Here is a 23,023-nt window from a genome sequence, read left to right as displayed (position 1 = left end):
GAAGATAAAATTTAGAATTTAGAATTTAGAAAATAATTCCTTCTGCATTCTGCATTCTACATTCCTTCCATTATCAATTATCAATTTATTTTAGTACTGCTGTTCTGAAAATAGACTAAAATAAAGTCTATGGAAAAAAGTAGTAATCAAAGAAAAATGGAACGTTTAACCCCTGCACAACAAGAATTATACGATTGGATTGTAGAATATATCAATATCAATAAATACTCTCCTTCCATTAGAGAAATGATGATCGCTATGAATTTACGTTCTCCAGCGCCCATCCAAAGTCGCCTAGAAAGGATAAAAACAAAAGGCTACATCGACTGGCTCGAAGGACAAGCAAGAACAATACAAGTATTAAGAAAGCAAAAAGGTTTACCTATTTTCGGCACGATTACCGCCGGAGGATTAGTTGAACCTTTTACCGATGAAACAGAAAAATTAGATATTTCCGCCACCCTCATGCAACCCAATTGTTTTGCTCTCAAGGTAGTAGGAGATAGTATGATTGAAGACTTAATCACGGAAGGGGATTATGTGATTATGAAATCCACGGCAGTGGCAAATGAAGGGCAAATTGTAGCAGCCCGAGTAGAAGGTCATGGTACAACTTTAAAAAGAATTTATTTTAATGGAGAAGAAGTAACCTTAAAGGCTTCTAATTCCAATTATGAGCCCATTAAAGTTCCCCTCAGCGCGGTGGAAATTCAAGGTACTTTATTTGCAGTATATCGTCTCGGTATCCGCTAAAATTGAGCAGACCTTTAAAAACTGTTTAATATAATGAAAGTTTGGCTAACCTTATTTTTCCTTCTGTTTGCGGTGGCTCAATTTTTTCTGTGGCTAAAAAATTTTATTATCCCCATACCCGGTTATATTTTTGGGGGGATATGTTTAGCCATAGCCTCTAATTACGAGAAAAATATTACGACCTTTTGCAATACCCAAATCCAAAAATTATTTCCCCATGACTAAAGAATCAAACCTCGTAGAAATTTATACTGATGGCTCTTGTTTAAATAACCCCGGTCCGGGGGGTTATGGTGTGGTATTACTTCATGGTAATCACCGCAAAGAGTTATCAGGAGGATTTAGTCGAACTACCAATAATCGTATGGAAATTTATGCAGTAATTGAAGGGTTGAGGGCGCTCAAAAAACCTTGTCAGGCTAATGTTTATACTGATTCTCAATATGTAGTTAACGCTATAACCAAGGGATGGGCGCGCGCCTGGCGACAAAATAATTGGCAACGCAATAAAAAGGAAAAAGCCAAAAATCCCGATCTTTGGGCAGATTTACTAGCATTATGTGAACTTCACCAAGTAAACTTTATTTGGGTGAAAGGTCATGCGGGAAATGTGGAAAACGAAAGATGTGATCGTCTTGCTTTTCAAGCAGCACAAGGGATAAATTTACCTCCTGACGTTAATTTTACTAATTAGGGGTTGCTGAAAAAGTATTGTGGTGAGGGGAGGTGTCAGGTTTCCGGTGAAATGCTTATGAATTAAAGACTTTAGCCAAATAGTTAAATCTACCAAAAAGACATAAAAAAAGAGTTGGACGTAAGCCGGGTTCTGTTCCTTGATAAAATCAAGGGGCAGTTATCTATCTAGGATGTTTGTTACCAAACACCTCAAGCGGTACACCAGAAGCGGAATCGGTAAAAGATCAACCGTCATTCCTTCGACCTTGCTTCCCACCGGGGTTTACCGAGCCAGCGCCTCTCGACACTGCTGGTGCGCCCTTACCGCACCTTTGCACCCTTACCTAACCAAAGATTAGGCGGTATTTTTCTGTGGCACTATCCTCACGCTCACGCGCACTGGGGGTTACCCAGCAAGTTTGATCTTTTGGAAGCCCGGACTTTCCTCAAGTTAAGGTCACAGGAAAATCTTAACTTGCAACTACCTCACCAACTCTTTTTCATAATCATCATTGTAACTGAGAATTTAGATTAATGGCGCTTCAACCAAAAAGATTTGATGCCAACATTTCTAGCGCCCCAATAATCTTCTTTGGCACTATCCCCTATATACCAAACCTCATCAGGACTACAGTTATTTTGTTTTAAAGCTGTTAAAAAAATTTGTGCTTCTGGTTTTGCTACTCCTGTTTGTGATGAGATGGTGACAGTTGAAAAATATTGACTTAATTGTAAATTATCCAATACTTGATAAATGCGACTGTCAAAGTTAGAAACAATGCCTAAGTCAATGTTATTATCTCGCCAATAATTTAAAGCGGGGATGACATCATCATAAATAAACCAAGGTTCTGCGGTGCTAAAATAATCGTAAAGTTCTTTAAAAAATTCTTCAAAGTTGTTAAATTCACTAATTAAATTAACCTGCTCAAAGGTTTCATAGGCAATATTTTGCCACCAATCATATTCTAATTGCTGTAGTATGGATGGGTTTTCCTGTGGACTAAAGGCAAGGGGAGGGGCGCTTTTAAAACTATCGTAAAAAGCAGTGTTGAGGATGTCTGCATCACCGTTAACTCCGTATTTTTGGGCAATTTCGGCATAAGCAAAACCGACATTATTTTTGATTCCAAAAATAGTTCCTACCGCATCTAATAAAATAAGTTTTGGCATAGTTCAATAACAAAGTTCATTTAACACACTTAATTGTAGGTTAAATCAGATAGTGTTAAGATCAACTGATTACCTAATTTTCCATAACTTTATCGTCAATGAGTCCCTTTAAATTATCAATCATGGATCGTTACATTATCAGGGAGTTAGTCACTCCTTTTTTATTTAGTGTGGCGATGTTTTCTGCTTTAGGGGTAGCCATTGGGACGATTTCTGACTTAGGGAATAAAGTTACTCAATCAAATTTACCGTTAATGTCGGCGGTGGAAATTTTTTTACTAAAAATTCCTGAATATATGGCTTATGCTTTGCCTTTTTCGGTGTTATTAACTGCTTTAATTAGTTATAGTCGTCTCAGTAAAGATAGTGAATTAATTGCTTTACAAAGTTGTGGCGTTGGTTTATTTCGTCTCATTTCTCCTGCTATTGCTTTTAGTTTAGTTATTACTTTGATTACTTTTGGTTTTAACGAATTAATTGTGCCTCAAGCTAATTTTCGCGCTACGAGTATTTTGGTTGAGAAGTTGAATGAAACTAGAAATTTTATGTTAAAGCAAGATATTTTTTATCCTCAATATGAAGAGGTTAAGCAAGAAAATGGCGAGATTAAAAGAGAGTTAAAAAGTATTTTTTATGCACAACAATTCAATGGGCGAGAAATGCAAAATATTACGGTCATTGAAACAGAGAATCATCAATTAGAAACTATTACAGTATCAGAGGTTGGGGCATGGGATAGTCAAGTGGAGAAATGGCATTTTTCTAATGGAGCAATTTATCAAATTAAAAGTAATATTGCCCAAATCACCAGTAATTTTTTTAATACTAAAAAGATTAATTTACCAAAAACTCCTTTAGATTTAGCCTCTCAAAGTCGAGACCCTTTTGAGATGAATATTAAGCAGTCTCTACAATATATCGAGTTGTTACGGGCGCTGGGTAATGAGAAGGATTTATTAATGTTTGAGGTGCGCACTGCCCAAAAGGTTTCTTTTCCTTTTGTTTGTCTTATTTTTGGTTTTACTGGGGCGGTGATGGGCGCTGGTTTTACTAATAATAAAGGGACAAGTTTTGGCATTACTGTTATTCTTGTTTTTGGTTATTATTTGATCAGTTTTATTGTGGGTGGTTTTGGTTTAGTGGGGATGTTAACTCCTACTATGTCGGCATGGATTCCTAATTTTATTTTTCTTTTAATTGGTGTTTATTTTTTGAAATATAATTAATTGGCATTGAAGATTCTATCTTCATTATAATCCTCTGCCCTCACCCCAACCCCTCTCCCGCAGGAGAAGGGAGTAATATTTGATAATAATTGATTAATGGTTAAAAACCTCTGAATTTTAGACTATAGCAGTTATTGTGACCATGAAATACAAGATGATCCCCCTAAATCCCCCTTAAAAAGGGGGACTTAAATACGAAAGTTCTATTATTCTTTAAAAAATAAAAACGCTATCCGATAAGAAATCAGATAACGTTTCCAAATTTTATATCCACAAGATGATAGTTGATTTGTTCTAGTTTTCTTCGCTTTTATTGCTTCTCTTTTTGGCAGTGGCAAAGCCCAATAAACCAAATACTAATAAACCGCCGAGGGCGCTGGGTTCAGGTACGTCAACCGCTGCTAATGCTCCAGTAATTTCTACTCTGAATCCCGGACTACCAGTAGCACCGAGAACTAACTGAGTAATGTTAGAAAATGAGCTATAGTTAGAGAAAGATGTCAAATCAAAACTGAATAAACCAGTAGCAGTTGCGGTTTGAGTTTGAGTTACACCGTTGATGTTTAAACCAAAATCGACATTAGGGGTAAGATCGGTAATGTTAAATTCCACAGAGTCGAATCCATCAAGATTGAGTCCAGTAGTATTCGTATAATTTAGACCAAAAACAGACCCTGCAGTCGTAGGTGATTGAGTAAAAGCAAGTCCACCTCCTGAGAAAATCTGTAAGGTTGCGTCTGCAAGACCACCAGTTCCCTTATCAACACCAGAAGTTCTATCCCCACCAAAAACACCACTTAATCCAGTTTGAGGAGAGGTTACAAGAGAACCATTAGAAGTTAATGGAGAAGGAGCAGTTGGATTTGTAAAGTTATCAATCGTGATTAGAGCAGCTGCCCCAGCGCCCGTCGCCGTTAACCCTATCATGGCAGTAGGGGCAATTAAGCCACTTACCAGAAGGGTAGAAAGAGTAGATTTTTTCATAATATTCCTTAGAATTATAAATTCCATTATTTATCCACTAATCCTAACTGAGTGTCAGAAATTTGTCAATAGATTTTATCTTAAACTTTTATATACTTAAATATGGTTAAATTTCATGAATATTTTTGAGGGCATTTTCTAAATCTTCAGTCAATTTAAAACTACTTTTACGGGGGGAATCATCACGATAATTGGCAACATTTAACCCTTGTCCAATGGTTACCGTCACGCTACAACCACGGCGAGGAAAATCCTCACTATATTTGACGCTCACAGGTAAAATGGTGATGGGCAAATCAGCTTTAGCTTGTGCCACATCAAGGGCGATTTTTGCCACTCCACGCTTGAGTGGTTGCACCGGCGCCCCTCGAAATATGCCACCTTCTGGGAAAATTACCACCATTTCCCCGTTACTCAATAATTCAAAACTATGGTTTAAGGTATGGGGCTGAGGGCGCTCGGTATTCACGGGAAACCCCCCCATTTTGCGAATATACCAGCCCTGTAAACCCTTCATTTCGTTGGCTGAGACCATAAAATGTAAATCCCTACCACTGCTTAACCTACCCACCGCATAAGGCACGATGAGGGCATCCCAACGAGCGCGGTGGGTGGGCGCTACGATGACAGCACCTGACCTCGGTATATGTTCCTGTCCTGTGATGATAATATTTTTGAAATAGAAAGGTAATATTAATTTTGCACCAAGATTATATACTATGGAACTTAGCCAAGGGGAAATTTGGGAGATAATGGGGACATGGTCAACAGTTGATTTTTCTATGGTGTTAATGCTCATATTTTTAATTAATTTTGTAGTTATTATTAGTTTAAATTTATGAGCAAAAAATAATCAGCTAATAGTGACACTATTTCGATTGTCAAATACTAATTACAAGTTAAATTTTTACGGTGAAGGGCGCTATACTTAAGTATGTCAATTTTTGATGAAGAAAAGATTGAAAGGGACAAGGGCAAAGGGCAAAGGGAAGATAAAATTTAGAATGTAGAATTTAGAAAATATAGCAATTATTACGAAAATTAGGCACAAGACGATTGCGCCGTGCCATATATGATCCCCCTAAATCCCCCTTAAAAAGCAGGGGATTTTCAAAGTCAGGATCAAAATTGATTTGTTTTTGACAAGAAGACAATATAAGGATGATCCCCCCCAACCCCCCTTAAAAAGGGGGGAGATTCAGGGAGACAGGAGGATTTTTTACTATTAATTGATTTATTAGTAGTTAAAAACCTCTGAATTTCAGATTATTGGCTAGTTTGAGAAACTAACATTTTTGAGAATGAAAACGCCCTGCTTAAAAAGGGGGACTTGAGAAGAATAAATAAAAGAGTTTAATTTATTAAACGGCATCATGGTAGCCGTGAAATTTATTGCACGGCGGTGAAGGGCGCTAGTATTATGATTGTAAGATAGGACGGAGGGCGCTTGTTGTTTTAAGTGCATAATTGTCCATTACCCTCACGATTCCACCTTTCCCTCAAATCGTACTAGACAGTTTCAGCCATTTGATAACGATTGGTTAACTTGTCCAACTGCTGTACTAACAAACTGAGGAATAAACCCACATCGGTGACGATGCCCACGGATTCCACTGAACCACGATCACTTAATTTAGTGACAACGGCAGGGTTAATATCCACACAGACTAATTTCACACCAGCAGGAGTCATATTACCGACACCGATGGAATGTAACATACTAGAAAGCATCAAAATCATGTTAGCGCCCTTAATCAATCGAGCGTATTCGGTTTGAGCTTTAATTAAATCCATTTCAGTATCAGGAAGAGGACCATCATCACGGATTGAACCAGCGAGGGCAAAGGGGATATTATTTTTCACGCATTGATACATTACCCCTTTAGTAATTAAACCCTGTTCAACGGCATTAGCGATACTACCAGCGCCCCTCACCATATTAATCACTTTGAGGTGATGACGATGACCACCACTCACAGGCATACCTTTGCGCATATCCACACCCAAGGAAGTACCCATAACGGCTTGTTCCATATCATGAACTGCGATGGCATTGCCCCCTAAAAGGCATTGTACATAACCTTCCTCAATGAGACGAGCGAGATGCACAGAGCCACCGGTATGAATGACCACAGGACCGGCTACCACCGCCACTTTGCCCCCTTGATCTCGAATGTGGCGCATTTCCCAAGCAATTTGTTCGACTAATAATTCCACGCGCCTTTCACTGGATACCCCACCACTCATAAAGCTAAACTCTTGAGTTTGATTACGCTTATCCCTAGCTTGGGTAGCGCGCACCGTGCGGATACCTTCCACCCCAATAACTACTTGTTCACCTACTTCTAAATCTCTTAATAGTTTACAAGTGGCAGTAACACCTTTTTCCATTTGTGTTACGACAATAGCTCCATCCATTCTTTGATTAAAGACTTTTTCCCAGCGCCCGTTAACCCTGACCTCAGTGGGGTAAATGGTGGTGACGTAGAAATCATCGGGAGACACCCCAGCTTTAACGACAGTAACTAAATTAGCGTCAGATTCTTCATCAGGGGTAGAAACTGCACCGAGATCAATTAATTGAGTGATGATGTCTTCCATAACCTCGGCGGAGGGCGCTGAAATTCTCACCTCAGCACAAGAAGGGCTTTGTCTTTCAATACCTAAATTAAAATTAAGCACCTTGAAACTACCACCCTCATGGACAATTAAATCTAAAGCACGATTCATCATACCAGTATCGAGTAAATGTCCTTCCATTTTAATGACTCGACTTTGTACCAATACATTAGCGTGAACATCCTCTACAATAGGCTCTGTAACCCTTAGCGTAAGACATTTAGCAGCGCCCCCCGCCTTGAGAAATTCCGTCAAAGAAGTTTGCACCACTTTAAAACCTTTTTCGGTAATACGGCGCTCTAAATCTTCGGTAATTTTATTCATAATGACCACATCATTGATGTTGACGGCATTACAAGCAAAATTGACCGCATTAGGTTCATCAACTACGATGCGCTTATCTTCAGGAACGCGCATCTCGATCAAATGGTTAGAATAACTATCAAAGGCTTCAGGATAATAGAGTAAATAACCACCACTGAGAGGACAAAAACAAGTATCAAGGTGATAAAAACGGTTATCAATTAACCGCAAAGATAATACCTCTGTATCTAACCAACGGGCGATATAAGGGTGAGAATCTAATTCTGAACGGAAACCATAACCAGCCCATAACCAGCGCCCTTCCCGATCAAATAACGCATCCCCAGCGCCCTCAAACGGTAAATCTTTGGGCAATTCATAAACAGTAAAGCCATTTTGCTCAAACCAAGCCTTAAAATAAGGCTCTTCTCCCTGTCTTTCGGGGTGATAAAAACGACTTAACACCACATTATCCCCTAAGACTAAACCAGCATTAGCTGTAAACACCATATCGGGAACGCCTTTTTCTGGTTTCACTAAGTCCACCACGGCATATTCTTTAATGATATGGTGTAAATTTTGCCACTGTTCTACGGCTTTTTCTTGACTAGATTTATGGATATTTCCTTCCATCCATGGATTAATCACATAATCAACATCGTAATGATCTGGAGCGCACATTAAAATACGAATATTATCACTCATAAAAATTCTTTCTCTCTAAGATTGGTAAACTTATTGGTTTTATTACCATAATGATTACTTATAGGCAACATCAAATTATACCTTGATTGCGGATCATGATTCTGTATCATAGCTATGTCATGTCAAGGTTTGATGAACAATGAATAATGAATAATGAATAATGAATAATTGAGAGCCTCGCAGACTAAGAAAGGAAGATATTATCAGAAATAAATCATTTGCTTTACTGTGCGCCTTGCAAATATCGCACATTGTTTGCGATAGTCTATACTAAAATAAAATCCTCTAAGTTAATTACTCATTGTCCATTGTCCATTATCCATTATCAGTAGTGCCGATGGCTTGTTGAATATTAGTAAATCCAGCGCCCTCCACCTTAGCCTCTACACCTTGCAAAATATCTTTAACAGACCAAGGACCTTCATATACCCAACCGCTATAAAATTGTAAAAGGGAAGCACCAGCAGTAATTTTTTCCCAAGCATCTTCAGCGTTGAAAATTCCTCCCACACCGATAATGGGTAACTTGCCGTTAGTTTGCTGATAAATGAATTTAATAATTTCCGTAGAACGTTGTTTGAGGGGTAAACCACTGATACCGCCGTTTTCTTCCGTAATGGCTTTGCCTGTGGCTGGAAGAATTTTGGTGGTTAAATTCTCTCGACTGATGGTGGTATTAGTAGCTACGATACCCGCTAAATTATGAGCCATAGCTAGGTCTAAAATAGCCTTAATATCATCATAAGTAAGGTCGGGGGCTATTTTGATCAAAATTGGTTTATCCCCTTTATTTTCGCTTTCCAGCGCCCTCAGAATGGGTTTTAACTGCTGGGTACTTTGCAAATCTCGTAAGCCGGCAGTATTAGGAGAGCTAACATTGATCACAAAATAATCAGCATGGGGACGTAGTGCATTAAAACTACCAACGTAATCTCGGTCTGCTTCACCAAGGGGAGTAATTTTAGATTTGCAGAGGTTGATACCGATAGGAATGTTACGGGGGTGACGTTGCCAAGTGGCTTGAAGTCGTTGGGCGATGGAGTGCGCCCCTTCATTATTAGCGCCCATGCGATTTAACAAAGCGCCATCAGCTTGTAAGCGAAACATTCGGGGTTGAGGGTTGCCATCTTGGGCATGGAGAGTGACAGCACCCAACTCCGCAAAACTGAAGCCAAAACTAGCCCAAATTCCAGCGCCCATACCGTTTTTATCGAATCCCGGTGCTAAACCCAAGGGATGCTCAAATTGTAAACTCCATAATGTTTGTGATAGGCAATCACTATGATATTGAAACGTTTTTTGGAGGGCGCTAATGGTGGTATTAGCCCAAAATTGATGGCGATTTTGTTCAATTTGCCCTAGTATTTTTAAACTGGTGACGTGCGCTGTTTCTGGATTTTTGCCCAAAGATGCGAAAAATAAAGGGTAAAGAGGGCGTAAGGTATCTAACATTGAATGATGAATTATGAATGATGAATGATGAATTATGAATTATGAATTATGAATTATGAATTATGAATTATGAATTATAATCCCCCTGTCTCCTCTTCTCCCTTTCACCCCTTCACCCCTTCACCCTTTCACCCCTTCACCCTTTCTCCCTTTCACCCTTTCTCCCTTTCACCCTTTCTCCCTTTCACCCTTTCACCCTTTCTAAGCAGAAACTAAAGAAACGAGAGGGTTAGGAATAGAGGCGGAGGGCGCTTCAAATTGCCCAGTAATCACATATTCCAGACGTAATTTAAGAAAAGTAATCCACTGTTGGTTAACAGAGACTACCGCCGCCGCTGGTTGTGGACATTTATTTTTTACTTCCGCTAATTCGGGCGCTTCTAAAAAGGCTGGTTGTTTAATAAACCAAAAATCAATTTCTTTATTTTTTTCTTTGTAGTCTCTTTCTTTTTCTTCTAAAATCTCGTGAAGATTTTCATTATCACTGGTTAAAAACTGCTCACTGGCGACAAGATAATAATAAGTAGTCATAACAATTTTTTAATAATTTTTTTCTCAATATACATTTTACCGAAGTTCCATCTAAAAATCTCTGCTACTACAGATTAAAGCAGACAAGTCCTCAAATTAGCTACTTTGGCGACGGGCGCATCCTTATTTCCCTCTGCTTGTCGTGCTATTAAGCCCATTGCTAATGAAAAGGTAACAGCACAGTCTTCCCGTGTAATATCAAGTTCGGATAATCACTTATAAAACAAAGTCTGTATTTTGACTTTTCAGCAGATATTTAATTATAACTGTTTAAGCGAACCTGATATAATTCATTTGCTTAATGCCAATTTGCTTTATGTAATACAAAAAGCATTCTTTTGTTTTCACTCAAATCAAACTCTTTTGTTACATCCACTAATACCAAACTAAATATCTTGGCATTTACTTTCGGTAGTAGCCACCAGTAGGTTTCTGCCGATTCTGGATGTATAAATCTATATATCCATAACCATTGATATTTTTGTTGAACTCTTGCTCTTGCTATGGGTTGCTCCATCTCTGATACCCATATTCGTCTTAACATAGAATGTCATCCTATTCTATGTTCGTCCATACACCATAGTTCAATTTCTGCTGAGGGATATTGATATTGTCTGATGTCTAAGTCTGTTTGAAGTTTTTTCCATTGTTCTTTTTCCCCCATCACTTTCTTTGTGATTTGAACGAGGTACTCTCAAACCATAAGTCATTCCTTTTAAAATTTCCCAGCCTTGATGATGACTAATGTTTTTTTGAACAGCGATACTTTTGAGAAGTGTCAACTTCGTCTCAGTATTTTCCTATAAAAATTTATTGCTGATTTAGAGCAAATTTTAGATGAAAATTGGCTACCCTAAAAAAAAATTACCTATTTTTCAAACATTCTTCAACGTAAGCTATTAGTTCTTCTTTTGTCATCATTTTAATCTTTTTTAATTCTTGTTGATTATTAATTGCAAATAAATTTTTTTCGGTACTATTTTCCCCTCGATAATGTTGTAAGTGAACTAAAGCCCCTTTGATACGTCCAATCTTATAATCTAGTTTACAAAATCTTTCAATTAATTCATTATCTTCCCAACCATAAGAAACAAAATTTTCATTCATCATTCCCCCCTTGAAAAAAACTTCCCGATTGAAAAATACTGCACCGCCAACAGAATCTCCTTGATGAAATTGAAACATAGATGAGAGAAGTTTTGACAATTCATACTCCTGTTTAATCAAATCCTCATGGAATGCTCGAGGTAAATCCGTAAAAATTCCCCCATAAGGATAAACCATGTCTAATTTACCCTCTTTAATCACCTGACAAGCTGTTAAGATTTGTGATGGCTCAACCAGTGCATCTGTATCCCAAATCACGATTATTGGTGTTTCAGCTAGTCGAGCTAATTTATTAAGTATTTTTGTTTTATGTGTATAAATACTACTTGTTTGGTAATGATAATACCTAACTTTCTTTTCAAGATATTGTAATTGAGGATAATGAGATTCTTCGCCCACTATGATATTGGTGTCAAAATGATGCTGTAAAAAGTCAATAGATAGATTAATATTTTTCTCTCTATCAGGATGATCTATTCTCACTGGAATTAGAAAAGTTACCTCCTGTAGATCACGATTATTTTTTAATTTGTAAAAGTCAGTAGCTATTACTTTAATTTTATATTTGGTATTGGTAAAAAAGCGATATAAAGAATACATTAGACCACCTTAAAAGTTAATTATGATTAAATTCTATAATGTTTATGGTATCAAATGCCTTTGATGATCTCGTTTAATCGGTCGGAAAAAAATACATATTTATCCTCTGCTATTCGTTTATTTTTATTCATCATCTCAAGTCGTTTAAAATAATCTTCAGGGGTAAGAGAGTCTAAAATAGAAGCTAATTCTTCTTGATTAGAAAAAGTGATAATGCCATCTGAGTCAAAAAAATCATCAATATTCGGGCATCCCCAATAAATTGGCACAGTATAGGAAATGAAACAATCGATAATTTTTTCAGTAAAGTAATTAGTCTCTTGACTATTTTCAATGGCGATATGAAACATTGAATCTATGAATAAAGGAATCTTTGACTCAATTCTGTTTTGAGGAAACAATAATTCATAAGAACGTTTTTTTTCAATTATATTTGTTATCTGATGGCGTAATTTATGACCCGGTAAAAGTCTTTTTTTACTCTTGATAAAACTTAGTTTAAATGTTTTTTGATTACTAAAAATATTTTTATAATCTTTTCTTGTGATGTCTATATACCCATTTGTATCAGAAACATTAACTTGTCCTTTCTTATTAGCCAACACCCAACAAGTCCCAAAACAAAATAATTCAGAGTGAGAAATTTTATTTAAAATAATTGGATCAGATGAATATATCTTTGCAAAATAATCAGCATATTTAATAATATTTTTTTGGATATTATTTAGCTTTATTGGCTCACAGCTATTAATTAATATTAATTTATCATAATCAACTATATCTATAAAAATCTTCCACAAAAAATAACCAGAGGGAGGATCAATAATAAATTTTATTGATTTAGATGTTTTAATTAAATTATTTTCAAGAGTTTCAATTTCTTGTGATGATCTAAAAAAAGAAGCAATTTTAGCTGTGGGTAAGAGTTTTGTTTCTACTCGTGATTTTTTACAAAAAAAACTAACTAATCGACCTATATAGTGAAACATTGAGCATAATTAATTTAATTATTTAAAACGATGAAATATCAGTCGGTGATATTCAATAAAAAAAGGGTTAAATTAATAACCCTTTTTTCTTTTATTTAAACTTCACTAAGTTTAAGGTCTCTCAAACCGTTAATATCAACCTCAATGGAAGGTCCCATGGAAGAAGAAACAAACACACTGCGCCAATAGCGCCCTTTAGCGCCCGACGGGCGCTGACGATCAACAGTTTCTTGTAAAGTTTTCAGATTAGTTAATAAATCCTCAGCACTAAAAGAAGACTTACCAAACATAACGTGAACAATCCCTGTACGATCCGCTCTAAACTCCAATTTACCAGCTTTAAACTCATTGATAGCCGAAGGTAAATCAGTGGTAACAGTACCACCTTTGGGAGAAGGCATCAAACCTTTAGGACCTAAAACCCGACCTAATTTAGCGATTTTGGGCATCATGTCAGGGGTAGCGATTAACACGTCAAAATCCATCATTCCCTTTTGGATTTCCTCGATCAAATCTTCCTCACCGAAAATATCAGCGCCTGCCACCTCAGCTTCTTTAACCTTTTCACCACGAGTGATCACAGCCACTCGCACGGTTAAACCAGTACCTTTGGGCAAACTAACAGTAGTTCTCAACTGTTGATCCGTATATTTAGGATCAATGCCTAAACGGATATGTACTTCCGCACTTTCATCAAACTTAGTGGTAGCAGTTTCTTTCAATAACTGCAACGCTTCCAACGGTTGATAAGCTCTCGCTTCAACCTTGGCTAACGCCTCTTTGTATCTACGACTTAACTTTTTACTCATTAATGTGTCTCCTTGGGTAAATTAACGAAGTTTGCACTTCTCCCCGAAATTATGTTGATAATTGGGTTAAATTCTATTCAGCAATGGTAACGCCCATATTACGAGCAGTTCCAGCGATAATATTCATAGCCGCTTCAATGTCATTTGCGTTTAAATCAGGCATTTTAGTTTGAGCAATTTCTCTCAACTGATCCTGAGTAATTTCCGCCACTTTGACTCGGTTAGGTTCTTTTGAACCAATTTGAATTCCGGCCGCTTTCTTGATTAAAACTGAAGCTGGAGGAGTTTTGAGAATAAAAGTAAAACTACGATCCTCATATACCGAAATCTCCACAGGAACAATCATGCCGGGCTGATTAGCCGTTTGAGCATTATATTCCTTACAAAACATCATGATATTAACCCCATGTTGTCCTAAAGCAGGACCGACGGGGGGCGCTGGGTTCGCCTTACCAGCCGGTAAAGCTAATTTGATTAATGCAACGACTTTTTTTGCCATCGTTTCTTCCTTTTATTTTATCCTTGTTTTTCTACTTGACTAAATTCCAATTCCACAGGGGTATCACGACCAAAAATCGACAATAAGGCTTTAAGTTTATTTTTCTCAGCGCTTACTTCAATTACCGCTCCTGCAAAATCCTTAAATGGTCCACTGAGTACCAAAATTTGGTCTCCAATAGCCATATCAATTTTCACCACTGGTTCGGCTTCGTCCATTTGCTTAAAGATGCGATCCACCTCAGTACGAGATAAGGGCAATGGCTTGACATGACCTCTACCTCTACCCACGGGGCGTTTTTGTTCAGCGCCCACAAAGTTAATTACATTAGGGGTATTTTTTACCATTTGCCAAGCATGATCATCTAAGATCATTTCTACTAAGACATAACCGGGTAATACCTTTTCATCACTTTGATAGCGACTGCCATCTTTGCGAATTTTGACGCTAGGACTTTGGGGGATACGAACCTGTAAAACTCGGTCTGCTAAATCAAAACCGTTAGTTCTTTGTTCAATATCAGTTTTAACTTTTTTTTCACACCCAGCTGACACTTGTACGACATACCAGCGTGGTTTGCCAACGGCAACTGTTTTTACCTGTTCGGAATCATTTTCTGAGTTTAAACCCATTAAAACACCTTCCCTGCTGACCAGCTAAATATGTTATCCATGAGATAAATCAATGAGGCAACTAATATTACCATCAAAATAACCGCTACAGATTCGCTTAAAAGCTGTTGGCGAGACGGCCAAACCACTTTTGCTAATTCTTGTTGAGTTTCTTTGATAAATGTTGATTTATCGACTTTTTTATCTTGATCGTTTTGCTTGATAGTTTCTTTACTGTTAGTCATAGAAATTCCTAATGAGATTACGTATTGATTCGCGATTGAATCTCTATTATAGGCTCTCTGAAGCACAACAATATTAACCTTTTTAGCCAACACGTCCTAGAGGACTTGAACCCCTGACATTTGGTTTTGGAGACCAACGTTCTACCAACTGAACTAAGGACGTATGTCTTAATACTATAACTGACTTTTAGTTTATTTGTCAAGTATTAAACACTACAACCATGAAGGCTGTAGTTGGTGTGAGTGGTTAATCATGCTCTTCAGACCATGTCAGAAACTACTTAGCTTTTGTTGCTTTGGGAGCTTTATCAATCGGTCGATCAAAACGCTGTTTAATGCGAGTTGCTTTACCGACTCGATCTCTGAGATAATAGAGCTTAGCTCGTCTGACTTTACCCCGACGAATAACTGTAATTCCAGCTACTTTGGGAGAGTGTAAGAGAAATACTCTTTCTACTCCTACGCCTTGGAATATTTTTCTGACGGTGATAGTTTCGCTGATACCACCATTGCGCATGGCGATAATTGTTCCCTCGAAGGGTTGTACTCTCTCTTTACCGCCTTCTTGGATGCGTACACCGACTTTTACGGTATCGCCGACATTGAGGGATGGTAATGAGCTTTTTTCTTTCAGATAATCCGCCTCGATGGACTGGATTATGGCTTTTGCATTTAGAGACATTGATTTTTATTTTGTCCAAAACTCACAATTCACCATCATAGCTTTTTTGGAGGGCGCTTGTCAATCTTTTTTTTGTTCATCAACTATGAGAAGGGGAGAAGGGGAGAAGGGGAGAAAGGGAGAAAGGGAGAAAGGGAGAAAGGGGAGAAGGGGAGGATTATTAGCAATTATCCATTGCCCCTTGCCCTTTTGATGACTCGAAAACGGGCTACGGATTGCACTAAACCGAAGGCTAGGAAGTTGGTCAGTAACGATGAGCGCCCGTAACTGAGCAATGGTAAGGGTATGCCGGTGATGGGCGCTAATCCGATAGTCATGGCGATGTTAACTACGACTTGAAAGATAATCATGGCTAACACTCCCACGGCAATCAATGAACCAAAATTATCTCGGCAGTTAGTGGCAATAACCACTAAACGCCAACACATGAGCCAGTATAAGGCTAAGAGTACCATAGCACCGATAAAACCAAATTGATCGCCAAGGGCGCTGAAAATAAAGTCGGTGTGTTGTTCTGGCACAAAATTTAACTGAGTTTGACTGCCTTGTAAAAAACCATGCCCCCTCATTCCCCCTGAACCAATAGCTATTCTGGATTGAATTAGATGATAACCCCCTCCTAGGGGGTCTTGTTCGGGGTTAAGAAATAGGGTGATGCGCGCTTTTTGATAGTCTTTTAGTAAATTCCACAGCGCCCCTCCCCCCAATCCAGCACCATAGTTAATGAATAAGACAAAAGTAGCCCATAAAGCTCGATCAGGTAAGGTAAACCATGCAATGAGTAACATTAAAACCACAAAAATTAACCAACTAGGCAAGAAAAGGTTAAAGAGAAAAGCAGAAAAAAAGGGCGACATCATCAATAGTATCCAACCAAGATTGGCATTAGCCCAATAAAACATCACGAGGGTAACGACTCCAAACACCAAGGATGTGCCTAAATCCGGTTGAATGAAAATTAAGCCCCAAGGTAAAATAACCACGGCGATGGCTTTAAAAATACTGGACAATCGAGAGGCATCTTCTTGATGCAGTATTGCCCCTAAAGTAATAATAATGCCTAATTTAGCGAACTCTGACGGTTGGACATTAAACCCAGCAATATTAATCCAGCGAGGGGCGCCGTTAACAGTAACACCAGCAAAAATAACAATTAACAGAGAAATATTAGTAATAATGTAAAGATACCAATGGGTATTGAGCAACAAATCATAACGCCACTGAGATATTCCCAGCATCAAAATAACCCCCACCGTCACCATTATCCCTTGCTGTATCCAGTTATCCCCCTGCTCTAATATCTGTGTACTATAAATAATAGTACACCCCAAAACACTGAGTAAGATTACTAAAAAATTTAAAAACCAATCTTGGCGCTGAATTACTTTCATCGATGGAGTATAAAAAGTATGCAATTATCTTAGCTTAACTTTCGTAGCGCTTTGGACATCTCCAAAAAATAACATCTTCTAATCGTATTTCAGGCTTCTAGCCGTAACAAAACTTACTCAATTTAGCCAAAAATCAAGGTTTGAGATTCTTCGTGAATAACATAATTTTTTCATTAATTTATCACAACTACCGTAGAAGAGCCATTAAAAATAATCTTAGTTCAATTTATTGAACGTAATCCCGTTAGCCGTGTAATTCATTACACGGTTGGTGTAGGGCTTGATATATTTGAGCAAAAATTTTATCAACAAAAAAACCCTCTGTTATCAGAAGGGTTTTAAGGATATTTGTCTGAGAAATTAAGCATCAAAATTACTATGCTTCGGTTTCTTCTTCATCTTTAGTAGGATAAACAAAACTGTTAGATTTACCAGTTAAAACCGACTTCCCTAGAGATAAAGCCTTTTGAGCTTGGATTCTAGCTTTTTTATTCCAATGTGCCTTACGTTGGTCTCTTTTTGATTTAGATGTTTTCTTCTTTGGTACTGCCATAATTCTTAGTAATTACTTATAGTAAATTTATGTATTTAGTCAACTTTACCATTTTAACCATAGTTGCCTAGCTTAACAAGCAGGGTGTTTTCAAAGTCAGGATCAAAATTGATTTGTTTTTGACAAGAAGACAATATAAGGATGATCCCCCCCAACCCCCCTTAAAAAGGGGGGAGATTCAGGGAGACAGGAGGATTTTTTACTATTAATTGATTTATTAGTAGTTAAAAACCTCTGAATTTCAGATTATTGGCTAGTTTGAGAAACTAACATTTTTGAGAATGAAAACGCCCTGCTTAACAAGGGGTTTAAACCCCTTGCCTTGAGAAACCATGAGAATTAACATTTAATATCAGCAAACACCTTCAATAAACGATCTCCCCAATATTTGACATCGTAGGTACTAACGGTTTTATACATTGCCTCCATACGCTGTTTCTGTTCCTCCTCAGACATATCCAAAGCCTGATCAATGGTACTATCCATAAGGCGCACGGAGTAAGGGTTAGTTAACACCGCTTCGGGTAACTCCACCGCAGCGCCCACAAACTCAGACAGTACCAATACGCCTGTAGTATCTTTGTGGGTACAAACATATTCTTTCGCTACGAGATTTAAACCATCTCTGAGGGGGGTAGTCCAACAAATATCTGCTGCTTTATAGTAGCAAAGTAAATCAGCAAAGGGAATGGGTTGAGTAAAGAGGATAATTGGTGTCCAATCTAAACGAGCAAAACGTCCATTAATTTGACCGACTAACTGTTCGATTTGATTCTGTGTCTCACGATATATTCTCATTCCAGCCGCCGGTTCGACACAACTCACCATAAAGTTTATCTTGCCGTGTAACTCAGGGCGACGCTCCAACAAGCGCCCGAAGGCCTCCAATTTTTCTTGGTTTCCTTTCACATAATCAATCCTACCAGCCGCAATAATTAATTTGCGTCCGTTTAACTCTGTGAGGATTTCTTCATATCGTGCTTGAGTTTCTGGTTTCTCTAATATTGAATCGATAAATTCAGGATTTGTACCCACAGGAAAAGCATCGATGGCGACTTCTTGCCCTTCATAGCCTAGTCTTGTTACCATTTCTGGTTCTGCCAATGCTGTTCCAGAGGTGGTAAAATGACCCGTTACATCTTCCCTTTTTAACACTTCCACGGGAAGTAAACTACGGGTGACATTAACGAAATTTTCGGCATAACGGGGAATATGAAAACCCACCACATTACAACAGAGTAAACTTTTGACAATTTCTTGGCGCCAAGGAAGAATATTAAAAATATCTACCGAAGGGAAAGGAGTATGATGGAAGAAAGCAATTCTGGCGTTAGGCTTCATTTCCCTGATATATTGAGGCACTAACCAAAGATTGTAGTCATGAATCCAAATCAAAGCATCTTCGGCAGCTTCTTCACAAGCCGCCTCAGCAAATAGCTTGTTAATATGTTTAAAATTTTCCCACTCTGATGATTCTGAGGTGAAATGGTAAGGGAAAGAGTGCAGAATAGGCCAAAATGCTTCTTTGGACGTGATATGGTAGAAATCTTTAACCTGTTGCTCTGTGAGCGGAACACGCACAACGCTATAGTTAGAATTATCTAAGTCCACATTAACAGTCCGTTGGAATACTTCCTGTTCTTCTGCTAAAATTTGTCGCCATGCAATCCATGTACCTTTATCTACATTATTGAAGAAACTTCTTAGGGTTGGTACAATGCCATTGGGGCTTTTTTTGTCTTGGTAAAATGTTTTACCATTTTTAATTACTTCGTCATAGGGTTGACGGTGATAGAGAATAACTAAAGATGATTTCATGTTTTTGTTTTTTGACATAGTTATAAAAGATTACGATGGAATTTATTACCGTTAATAATTTAGTTTTTGCTAGTAATAGTTTCCTAATAGTTCGTAGCTTCTCCTATATCTATCATCCGTGAAAGATAATCGTGGATGTCTTTTTTTCTTTTTTTCCTTGTTTTTGGTATTTTTTTCCTTAGATTTTGTAAATTTTAGCAAACCATTTTATTGAATTCGACAAATAATTGAGGAGAATTTTATTGACATTAACATGAATTATTATGACAATTGTTATTTAGATCACAATCAAGATAATGTTTAATAAACTGCCCTTAATGTTGCTTATTTTTTTGACTCTAATGGGGTCATAAATAAACACACTTAATGATAGCATAAAGAATTATATTTGGTCAATTTTTTATTTTCTGGATATTATTTTCTAGGTTTTTCATGAGTTAGTATAGAAGCCAAAAATACTTGAAAATAATCAGGCTAGAAGCCAGAAATACATTAAAAAGAGATATAGAAATTATTTATTCTATTGATTTTTGAGATAAGATAAAAGTAAGTTTTGATTGCAGTGGAACGTAAAGGATGACAGAAAAAACTCAAAAAAGATATGTTATCGGTGATATTCATGGTCATTATGATGCCTTATCTGGCTTGTTAGATGGTATCGCACCTAGTTCAGAGGATGAAATTTATTTTCTCGGTGACTTAATTGATAGGGGAAATCAAAGCGCCCAAGTAGTGAGTTTTGTGATGGAAAATAACTATCCCTGTCTGTTGGGTAATCATGAGGTGATGTTACTGGAATCCTTTACTGAAAATGGTTTAAACCATAGCGCCTTCCAATCTTGGCTACATAATGGTGGTTATCCTACCATTGCTAGTTATCGTAATAAAATTCCCCCCGAACATCTTGACTGGATGCGTTCTTTGCCGTTATATTTGGACTTGGGAGATTATTGGTTAGTTCATGCTGGATTAGACCCTTTAATGCCTTATCAGAAACAAACTTCGGATCAGTTTTGTTGGATTAGGGGTGATTTTCATGGTATCCCTAAGCCTTATTTTCAGGATAAGATTATTGTAATTGGTCATACTATCACGTTTACTTTTCCGGGTGTTAAGCCGGGTAAGTTGGTAAGTGGAGAAGGATGGATTGGTATTGATACGGGCGCTTATCATCATGGGCAGGGAAAATTAACTGCTTTAGAATTAAATGAGCAGATAGTGTATCAAGTAGATAGTTTTGGCAAAAAGTTTTCTCGCACCGCTTTTGATGAGATGGTGACAAAAATTAATCCGCAAAATTTATCTGCCAAGCGCTCGAAGTTGTTTTTTTAGGGATAATAGATCTCAAAATGGTTTGCCCTCACCCCCAACCCCTCTCCCGCAGGAGAGGGGAGTAATATTTTTTAGTGTTTTAAGTAGGGTTTGCTGAATAAATCAAAACCCTTTTAAAACAAAAGTTTTAAGCATAATCAAACTCTAAAAAAGTGCAAAACATACTCTTTTTTCTCCCAAAAATCTGTATTTCTGATCCCCTAATCAAAAATTATTAATACAAATAAGCAATTTATGAAAAATAACTATTTGTCTTAACTCTTTAATTTATAAGCATTTCACCTGACACCTGACACCCGATACCTGACACCTCCCCTCACCAAAATACTTTTTCAGCAACCCCTAAGGATTAAAGCCCTGTAGTAATTGAGATTTAGTGATGAAGCGCCCGATATATTTAGATTGTCATGCTACTACCCCCATGGCGGAAGAAGTTTTAAGTGCCATGCTTCCCTATTTTCGGGAATCTTTTGGTAATGCTTCTAGTGTAGGTCATATTTACGGTTGGGAAGCGGAAGTTGGGGTTAAATTGGCACGGGAAAAAATTGCTCAGGCTATTAATGCTAAAGAATCGGAAATTATCTTTACCAGCGGTGCGACGGAGGCAAATAATTTAGCCATAAAAGGGATTGCTGAAGCCTATTTTAGTGGAGGTAATCATATTATCACGGTGGCAACAGAACATAAGGCGATAATTGACCCTTGTTTATATTTACAAAATTTGGGTTTCGAGATAACTTTTTTGCCCGTGCAGAAAAATGGGTTGGTGAATGTGAATTTATTACAAGATACCATACGAGATGACACCATTTTGGTATCGGTGATGGGCGCTAATAATGAAATTGGTGTTATTCAACCTTTGGCAGAAATTGGTCAAATTTGCCACGAAAAAGGGGTTATTTTTCATAGTGATTGCGCCCAAGCTATCGGTAAAATACCTTTGGATGTGGAAGCTATGAATATTGATTTGATGTCTTTGACGGCACATAAAATTTATGGACCAAAAGGCGTTGGGGCTTTGTATGTGCGCCGTCGTAATCCGAGGGTGAAACTGGCTTCACAAATTCAAGGGGGTGGACAAGAGCAGAACATCCGTTCTGGTACCCTCTGCACTCCGAATATAGTGGGGTTTGGGGAGGCGGTGGGGAGGGCGCTGGATGTAATGAAATCGGAAAATGAAAGGGTTAAACAATTAAGGGATTATCTTTGGCAAGAGTTACAGCAAGTGGAGGGGGTGATTCTCAATGGTGATTTGTACCAGCGCCTGTCAGGTAATTTAAATATTTCGGTGGCGGGGGTGAATGGTTCGGCGTTATTATTGGCTTTAAAGCCATTGGTAGCTTTATCTTCAGGTTCGGCTTGTAGTTCTCAATCTACTAAACCATCTCATGTTTTAACGGCTTTAGGTCATGATTCTAAGTTAGCACAGGCTTCTTTACGTTTCGGTGTGGGGCGCTATAATACTTTGGCGGAAATGGAAATTGTGGCTGAGGCTACGGTTAAGGCGATTAAGAGTTTAAGAATGGCGCGTGCTTTTTAAGTAAGAAGTAAGAGGTTTTAGGGTAGGGTGAAGGGCGCTGGAGGGCGCTTTTTAAGTAATGTGAGTCCTGATATTTTTTGATTGACAAATAAAAAACTATGTGGTGTGAACACACGTAGTTATTATTTCACTCCTACTTACGAATATGCGTTTATCATTGATACTTGGATGTGCAATCATTAGTTCTTTTTTTGCTCTCAATGCGCAAGCCGCTCAGTTAACCATTAGTGATGCCACCGATAATAATGTACTAGAGGGATCCCCTAACACCTCTTGATAATAATTTTCTTAAAATATATGCCTGATGTCAGTTATCAATCAATATCTCAATCTTAATTGAACGTTCGTTGCGACAGTCCCCAATCTCAGCAAAGCGGATTGGGGAAGGATAGCGACACCCTTATTTATTTCCCCCCTTCTTGATTT

General features: G+C 37.8%; 23 protein-coding genes, 1 tRNA gene and 1 other RNA gene. 5 read left to right on the top strand and 20 right to left on the bottom strand.

Translation table 11 applies throughout. The features are described from left to right. The first annotated feature begins 156 nt into the window (after positions 1 to 156). On the top strand, positions 157 to 753 hold the full coding sequence (lexA, locus tag IGQ45_09800) for a repressor LexA (protein MBF2057495.1): 597 nt from the start codon (positions 157 to 159) through the stop codon (positions 751 to 753). Positions 754 to 970: 217 nt separating this feature from the next. Beyond that, positions 971 to 1,447 carry a ribonuclease HI gene (gene rnhA / locus IGQ45_09795; GenBank protein MBF2057494.1) on the top strand — a complete coding sequence of 159 codons (477 nt, stop codon included), beginning with the start codon at positions 971 to 973 and terminating at the stop codon, positions 1,445 to 1,447. Between the two features lie 106 nt (positions 1,448 to 1,553). Here the strand turns inward: rnhA and rnpB are convergent. Together rnpB and IGQ45_09785 are read right to left on the bottom strand one after the other, a co-directional pair. Continuing rightward, positions 1,554 to 1,925, bottom strand: an RNA gene (gene rnpB / locus IGQ45_09790) — RNase P RNA component class A. 34 nt (positions 1,926 to 1,959) lie between these two features. Beyond that, entirely contained in the window at positions 1,960 to 2,601 is a 642-nt protein-coding gene (locus IGQ45_09785; protein ID MBF2057493.1) for an HAD-IA family hydrolase, read from the bottom strand. A 98-nt stretch (positions 2,602 to 2,699) separates the two neighbouring features. On the opposite strand from IGQ45_09785, the gene IGQ45_09780 reads away from it, so the two are divergent. Next, positions 2,700 to 3,827, top strand: coding sequence for an LptF/LptG family permease (locus tag IGQ45_09780; protein ID MBF2057492.1), 1,128 nt, complete (start codon positions 2,700 to 2,702; stop codon positions 3,825 to 3,827). A 294-nt stretch (positions 3,828 to 4,121) separates the two neighbouring features. On the opposite strand, the gene IGQ45_09775 is transcribed toward IGQ45_09780, so the two are convergent. The 18 genes from IGQ45_09775 to ggpS all read right to left on the bottom strand — a co-directional run bounded on the left by IGQ45_09775 (position 4,122) and on the right by ggpS (position 19,725). After that, positions 4,122 to 4,811: a PEP-CTERM sorting domain-containing protein gene (locus IGQ45_09775; protein MBF2057491.1), complete on the bottom strand. Its 690-nt coding sequence runs from the start codon at positions 4,809 to 4,811 to the stop codon at positions 4,122 to 4,124. A 106-nt stretch (positions 4,812 to 4,917) separates the two neighbouring features. Continuing rightward, complete coding sequence (locus IGQ45_09770) at positions 4,918 to 5,610, bottom strand: 1-acyl-sn-glycerol-3-phosphate acyltransferase (GenBank protein MBF2057490.1); 693 nt, start codon at positions 5,608 to 5,610, stop codon at positions 4,918 to 4,920. Positions 5,611 to 6,084: 474 nt separating this feature from the next. Continuing rightward, positions 6,085 to 6,276: a hypothetical protein gene (locus IGQ45_09765; GenBank protein ID MBF2057489.1), complete on the bottom strand. Its 192-nt coding sequence runs from the start codon at positions 6,274 to 6,276 to the stop codon at positions 6,085 to 6,087. Positions 6,277 to 6,320: 44 nt separating this feature from the next. Then, a complete protein-coding gene (locus IGQ45_09760) occupies positions 6,321 to 8,438 on the bottom strand; it encodes a TIGR00300 family protein (protein ID MBF2057488.1) in 2,118 nt (705 codons plus the stop codon). Positions 8,439 to 8,753: 315 nt separating this feature from the next. Further along, entirely contained in the window at positions 8,754 to 9,890 is a 1,137-nt protein-coding gene (locus tag IGQ45_09755; protein MBF2057487.1) for a quinone-dependent dihydroorotate dehydrogenase, read from the bottom strand. 201 nt (positions 9,891 to 10,091) lie between these two features. Next, complete coding sequence (locus IGQ45_09750) at positions 10,092 to 10,421, bottom strand: DUF2488 family protein (protein MBF2057486.1); 330 nt, start codon at positions 10,419 to 10,421, stop codon at positions 10,092 to 10,094. Positions 10,422 to 10,719: 298 nt separating this feature from the next. Next, positions 10,720 to 10,965 (bottom strand): hypothetical protein, encoded by a 246-nt coding sequence (locus tag IGQ45_09745; GenBank protein ID MBF2057485.1) that lies wholly within the window; start codon positions 10,963 to 10,965, stop codon positions 10,720 to 10,722. Between the two features lie 320 nt (positions 10,966 to 11,285). Beyond that, positions 11,286 to 12,128, bottom strand: coding sequence for a hypothetical protein (locus IGQ45_09740; protein ID MBF2057484.1), 843 nt, complete (start codon positions 12,126 to 12,128; stop codon positions 11,286 to 11,288). 50 nt (positions 12,129 to 12,178) lie between these two features. Next, positions 12,179 to 13,117 carry a hypothetical protein gene (locus IGQ45_09735; protein MBF2057483.1) on the bottom strand — a complete coding sequence of 313 codons (939 nt, stop codon included), beginning with the start codon at positions 13,115 to 13,117 and terminating at the stop codon, positions 12,179 to 12,181. A 95-nt stretch (positions 13,118 to 13,212) separates the two neighbouring features. After that, positions 13,213 to 13,926: a 50S ribosomal protein L1 gene (gene rplA, locus IGQ45_09730; protein MBF2057482.1), complete on the bottom strand. Its 714-nt coding sequence runs from the start codon at positions 13,924 to 13,926 to the stop codon at positions 13,213 to 13,215. Positions 13,927 to 13,999: 73 nt separating this feature from the next. Further along, positions 14,000 to 14,425 carry a 50S ribosomal protein L11 gene (gene rplK, locus IGQ45_09725; GenBank protein ID MBF2057481.1) on the bottom strand — a complete coding sequence of 142 codons (426 nt, stop codon included), beginning with the start codon at positions 14,423 to 14,425 and terminating at the stop codon, positions 14,000 to 14,002. Between the two features lie 17 nt (positions 14,426 to 14,442). Beyond that, on the bottom strand, positions 14,443 to 15,057 hold the full coding sequence (gene nusG, locus IGQ45_09720; protein ID MBF2057480.1) for a transcription termination/antitermination protein NusG: 615 nt from the start codon (positions 15,055 to 15,057) through the stop codon (positions 14,443 to 14,445). Next, entirely contained in the window at positions 15,057 to 15,281 is a 225-nt protein-coding gene (gene secE / locus IGQ45_09715) for a preprotein translocase subunit SecE (protein ID MBF2057479.1), read from the bottom strand. Before secE ends, nusG begins: the two co-directional genes overlap by 1 nt. Positions 15,282 to 15,371: 90 nt before the next feature. Next, positions 15,372 to 15,444 (bottom strand) — tRNA-Trp (locus IGQ45_09710). A gap of 114 nt (positions 15,445 to 15,558) precedes the next feature. Next, positions 15,559 to 15,963 (bottom strand): 50S ribosomal protein L19, encoded by a 405-nt coding sequence (rplS, locus tag IGQ45_09705; protein ID MBF2057478.1) that lies wholly within the window; start codon positions 15,961 to 15,963, stop codon positions 15,559 to 15,561. A gap of 167 nt (positions 15,964 to 16,130) precedes the next feature. Continuing rightward, positions 16,131 to 17,354: a rod shape-determining protein RodA gene (rodA, locus tag IGQ45_09700; GenBank protein MBF2057477.1), complete on the bottom strand. Its 1,224-nt coding sequence runs from the start codon at positions 17,352 to 17,354 to the stop codon at positions 16,131 to 16,133. A 376-nt stretch (positions 17,355 to 17,730) separates the two neighbouring features. Then, positions 17,731 to 17,907: a 50S ribosomal protein L32 gene (locus tag IGQ45_09695; protein ID MBF2057476.1), complete on the bottom strand. Its 177-nt coding sequence runs from the start codon at positions 17,905 to 17,907 to the stop codon at positions 17,731 to 17,733. 339 nt (positions 17,908 to 18,246) lie between these two features. Further along, positions 18,247 to 19,725, bottom strand: coding sequence for a glucosylglycerol-phosphate synthase (gene ggpS / locus IGQ45_09690; protein ID MBF2057475.1), 1,479 nt, complete (start codon positions 19,723 to 19,725; stop codon positions 18,247 to 18,249). A gap of 576 nt (positions 19,726 to 20,301) precedes the next feature. Here ggpS and IGQ45_09685 point away from each other — a divergent pair. Then, entirely contained in the window at positions 20,302 to 21,057 is a 756-nt protein-coding gene (locus tag IGQ45_09685; protein MBF2057474.1) for a serine/threonine protein phosphatase, read from the top strand. Between the two features lie 376 nt (positions 21,058 to 21,433). After that, positions 21,434 to 22,597, top strand: coding sequence for an IscS subfamily cysteine desulfurase (locus IGQ45_09680; protein MBF2057473.1), 1,164 nt, complete (start codon positions 21,434 to 21,436; stop codon positions 22,595 to 22,597). Positions 22,598 to 23,023 lie beyond the last annotated feature (426 nt).

The organism is Cyanobacterium sp. T60_A2020_053 (genome assembly GCA_015272165.1).
Taxonomy (GTDB): Bacteria; Cyanobacteriota; Cyanobacteriia; order Cyanobacteriales; family Cyanobacteriaceae; genus Cyanobacterium.
Note: the sequence above shows the minus strand (reverse complement) of the source record. Positions and strands in the feature narration are given on the sequence as shown.

Excerpts from the sequence above, each read along its gene's own strand:
- lexA (MBF2057495.1), top strand. The coding sequence starts at position 157 with ATGGAACGTTTAACCCCTGCACAACAAGAATTATACGATTGGATTGTA.
- rnhA (MBF2057494.1), top strand. The coding sequence starts at position 971 with ATGACTAAAGAATCAAACCTCGTAGAAATTTATACTGATGGCTCTTGT.
- IGQ45_09785 (MBF2057493.1), bottom strand. The coding sequence starts at position 2,601 with ATGCCAAAACTTATTTTATTAGATGCGGTAGGAACTATTTTTGGAATC.
- IGQ45_09780 (MBF2057492.1), top strand. The coding sequence starts at position 2,700 with ATGAGTCCCTTTAAATTATCAATCATGGATCGTTACATTATCAGGGAG.
- IGQ45_09775 (MBF2057491.1), bottom strand. The coding sequence starts at position 4,811 with ATGAAAAAATCTACTCTTTCTACCCTTCTGGTAAGTGGCTTAATTGCC.
- IGQ45_09770 (MBF2057490.1), bottom strand. The coding sequence starts at position 5,610 with ATGAGCATTAACACCATAGAAAAATCAACTGTTGACCATGTCCCCATT.
- IGQ45_09765 (MBF2057489.1), bottom strand. The coding sequence starts at position 6,276 with ATGCACTTAAAACAACAAGCGCCCTCCGTCCTATCTTACAATCATAAT.
- IGQ45_09760 (MBF2057488.1), bottom strand. The coding sequence starts at position 8,438 with ATGAGTGATAATATTCGTATTTTAATGTGCGCTCCAGATCATTACGAT.
- IGQ45_09755 (MBF2057487.1), bottom strand. The coding sequence starts at position 9,890 with ATGTTAGATACCTTACGCCCTCTTTACCCTTTATTTTTCGCATCTTTG.
- IGQ45_09750 (MBF2057486.1), bottom strand. The coding sequence starts at position 10,421 with ATGACTACTTATTATTATCTTGTCGCCAGTGAGCAGTTTTTAACCAGT.
- IGQ45_09745 (MBF2057485.1), bottom strand. The coding sequence starts at position 10,965 with ATGTTAAGACGAATATGGGTATCAGAGATGGAGCAACCCATAGCAAGA.
- IGQ45_09740 (MBF2057484.1), bottom strand. The coding sequence starts at position 12,128 with ATGTATTCTTTATATCGCTTTTTTACCAATACCAAATATAAAATTAAA.
- IGQ45_09735 (MBF2057483.1), bottom strand. The coding sequence starts at position 13,117 with ATGTTTCACTATATAGGTCGATTAGTTAGTTTTTTTTGTAAAAAATCA.
- rplA (MBF2057482.1), bottom strand. The coding sequence starts at position 13,926 with ATGAGTAAAAAGTTAAGTCGTAGATACAAAGAGGCGTTAGCCAAGGTT.
- rplK (MBF2057481.1), bottom strand. The coding sequence starts at position 14,425 with ATGGCAAAAAAAGTCGTTGCATTAATCAAATTAGCTTTACCGGCTGGT.
- nusG (MBF2057480.1), bottom strand. The coding sequence starts at position 15,057 with ATGGGTTTAAACTCAGAAAATGATTCCGAACAGGTAAAAACAGTTGCC.
- secE (MBF2057479.1), bottom strand. The coding sequence starts at position 15,281 with ATGACTAACAGTAAAGAAACTATCAAGCAAAACGATCAAGATAAAAAA.
- rplS (MBF2057478.1), bottom strand. The coding sequence starts at position 15,963 with ATGTCTCTAAATGCAAAAGCCATAATCCAGTCCATCGAGGCGGATTAT.
- rodA (MBF2057477.1), bottom strand. The coding sequence starts at position 17,354 with ATGAAAGTAATTCAGCGCCAAGATTGGTTTTTAAATTTTTTAGTAATC.
- IGQ45_09695 (MBF2057476.1), bottom strand. The coding sequence starts at position 17,907 with ATGGCAGTACCAAAGAAGAAAACATCTAAATCAAAAAGAGACCAACGT.
- ggpS (MBF2057475.1), bottom strand. The coding sequence starts at position 19,725 with ATGAAATCATCTTTAGTTATTCTCTATCACCGTCAACCCTATGACGAA.
- IGQ45_09685 (MBF2057474.1), top strand. The coding sequence starts at position 20,302 with ATGACAGAAAAAACTCAAAAAAGATATGTTATCGGTGATATTCATGGT.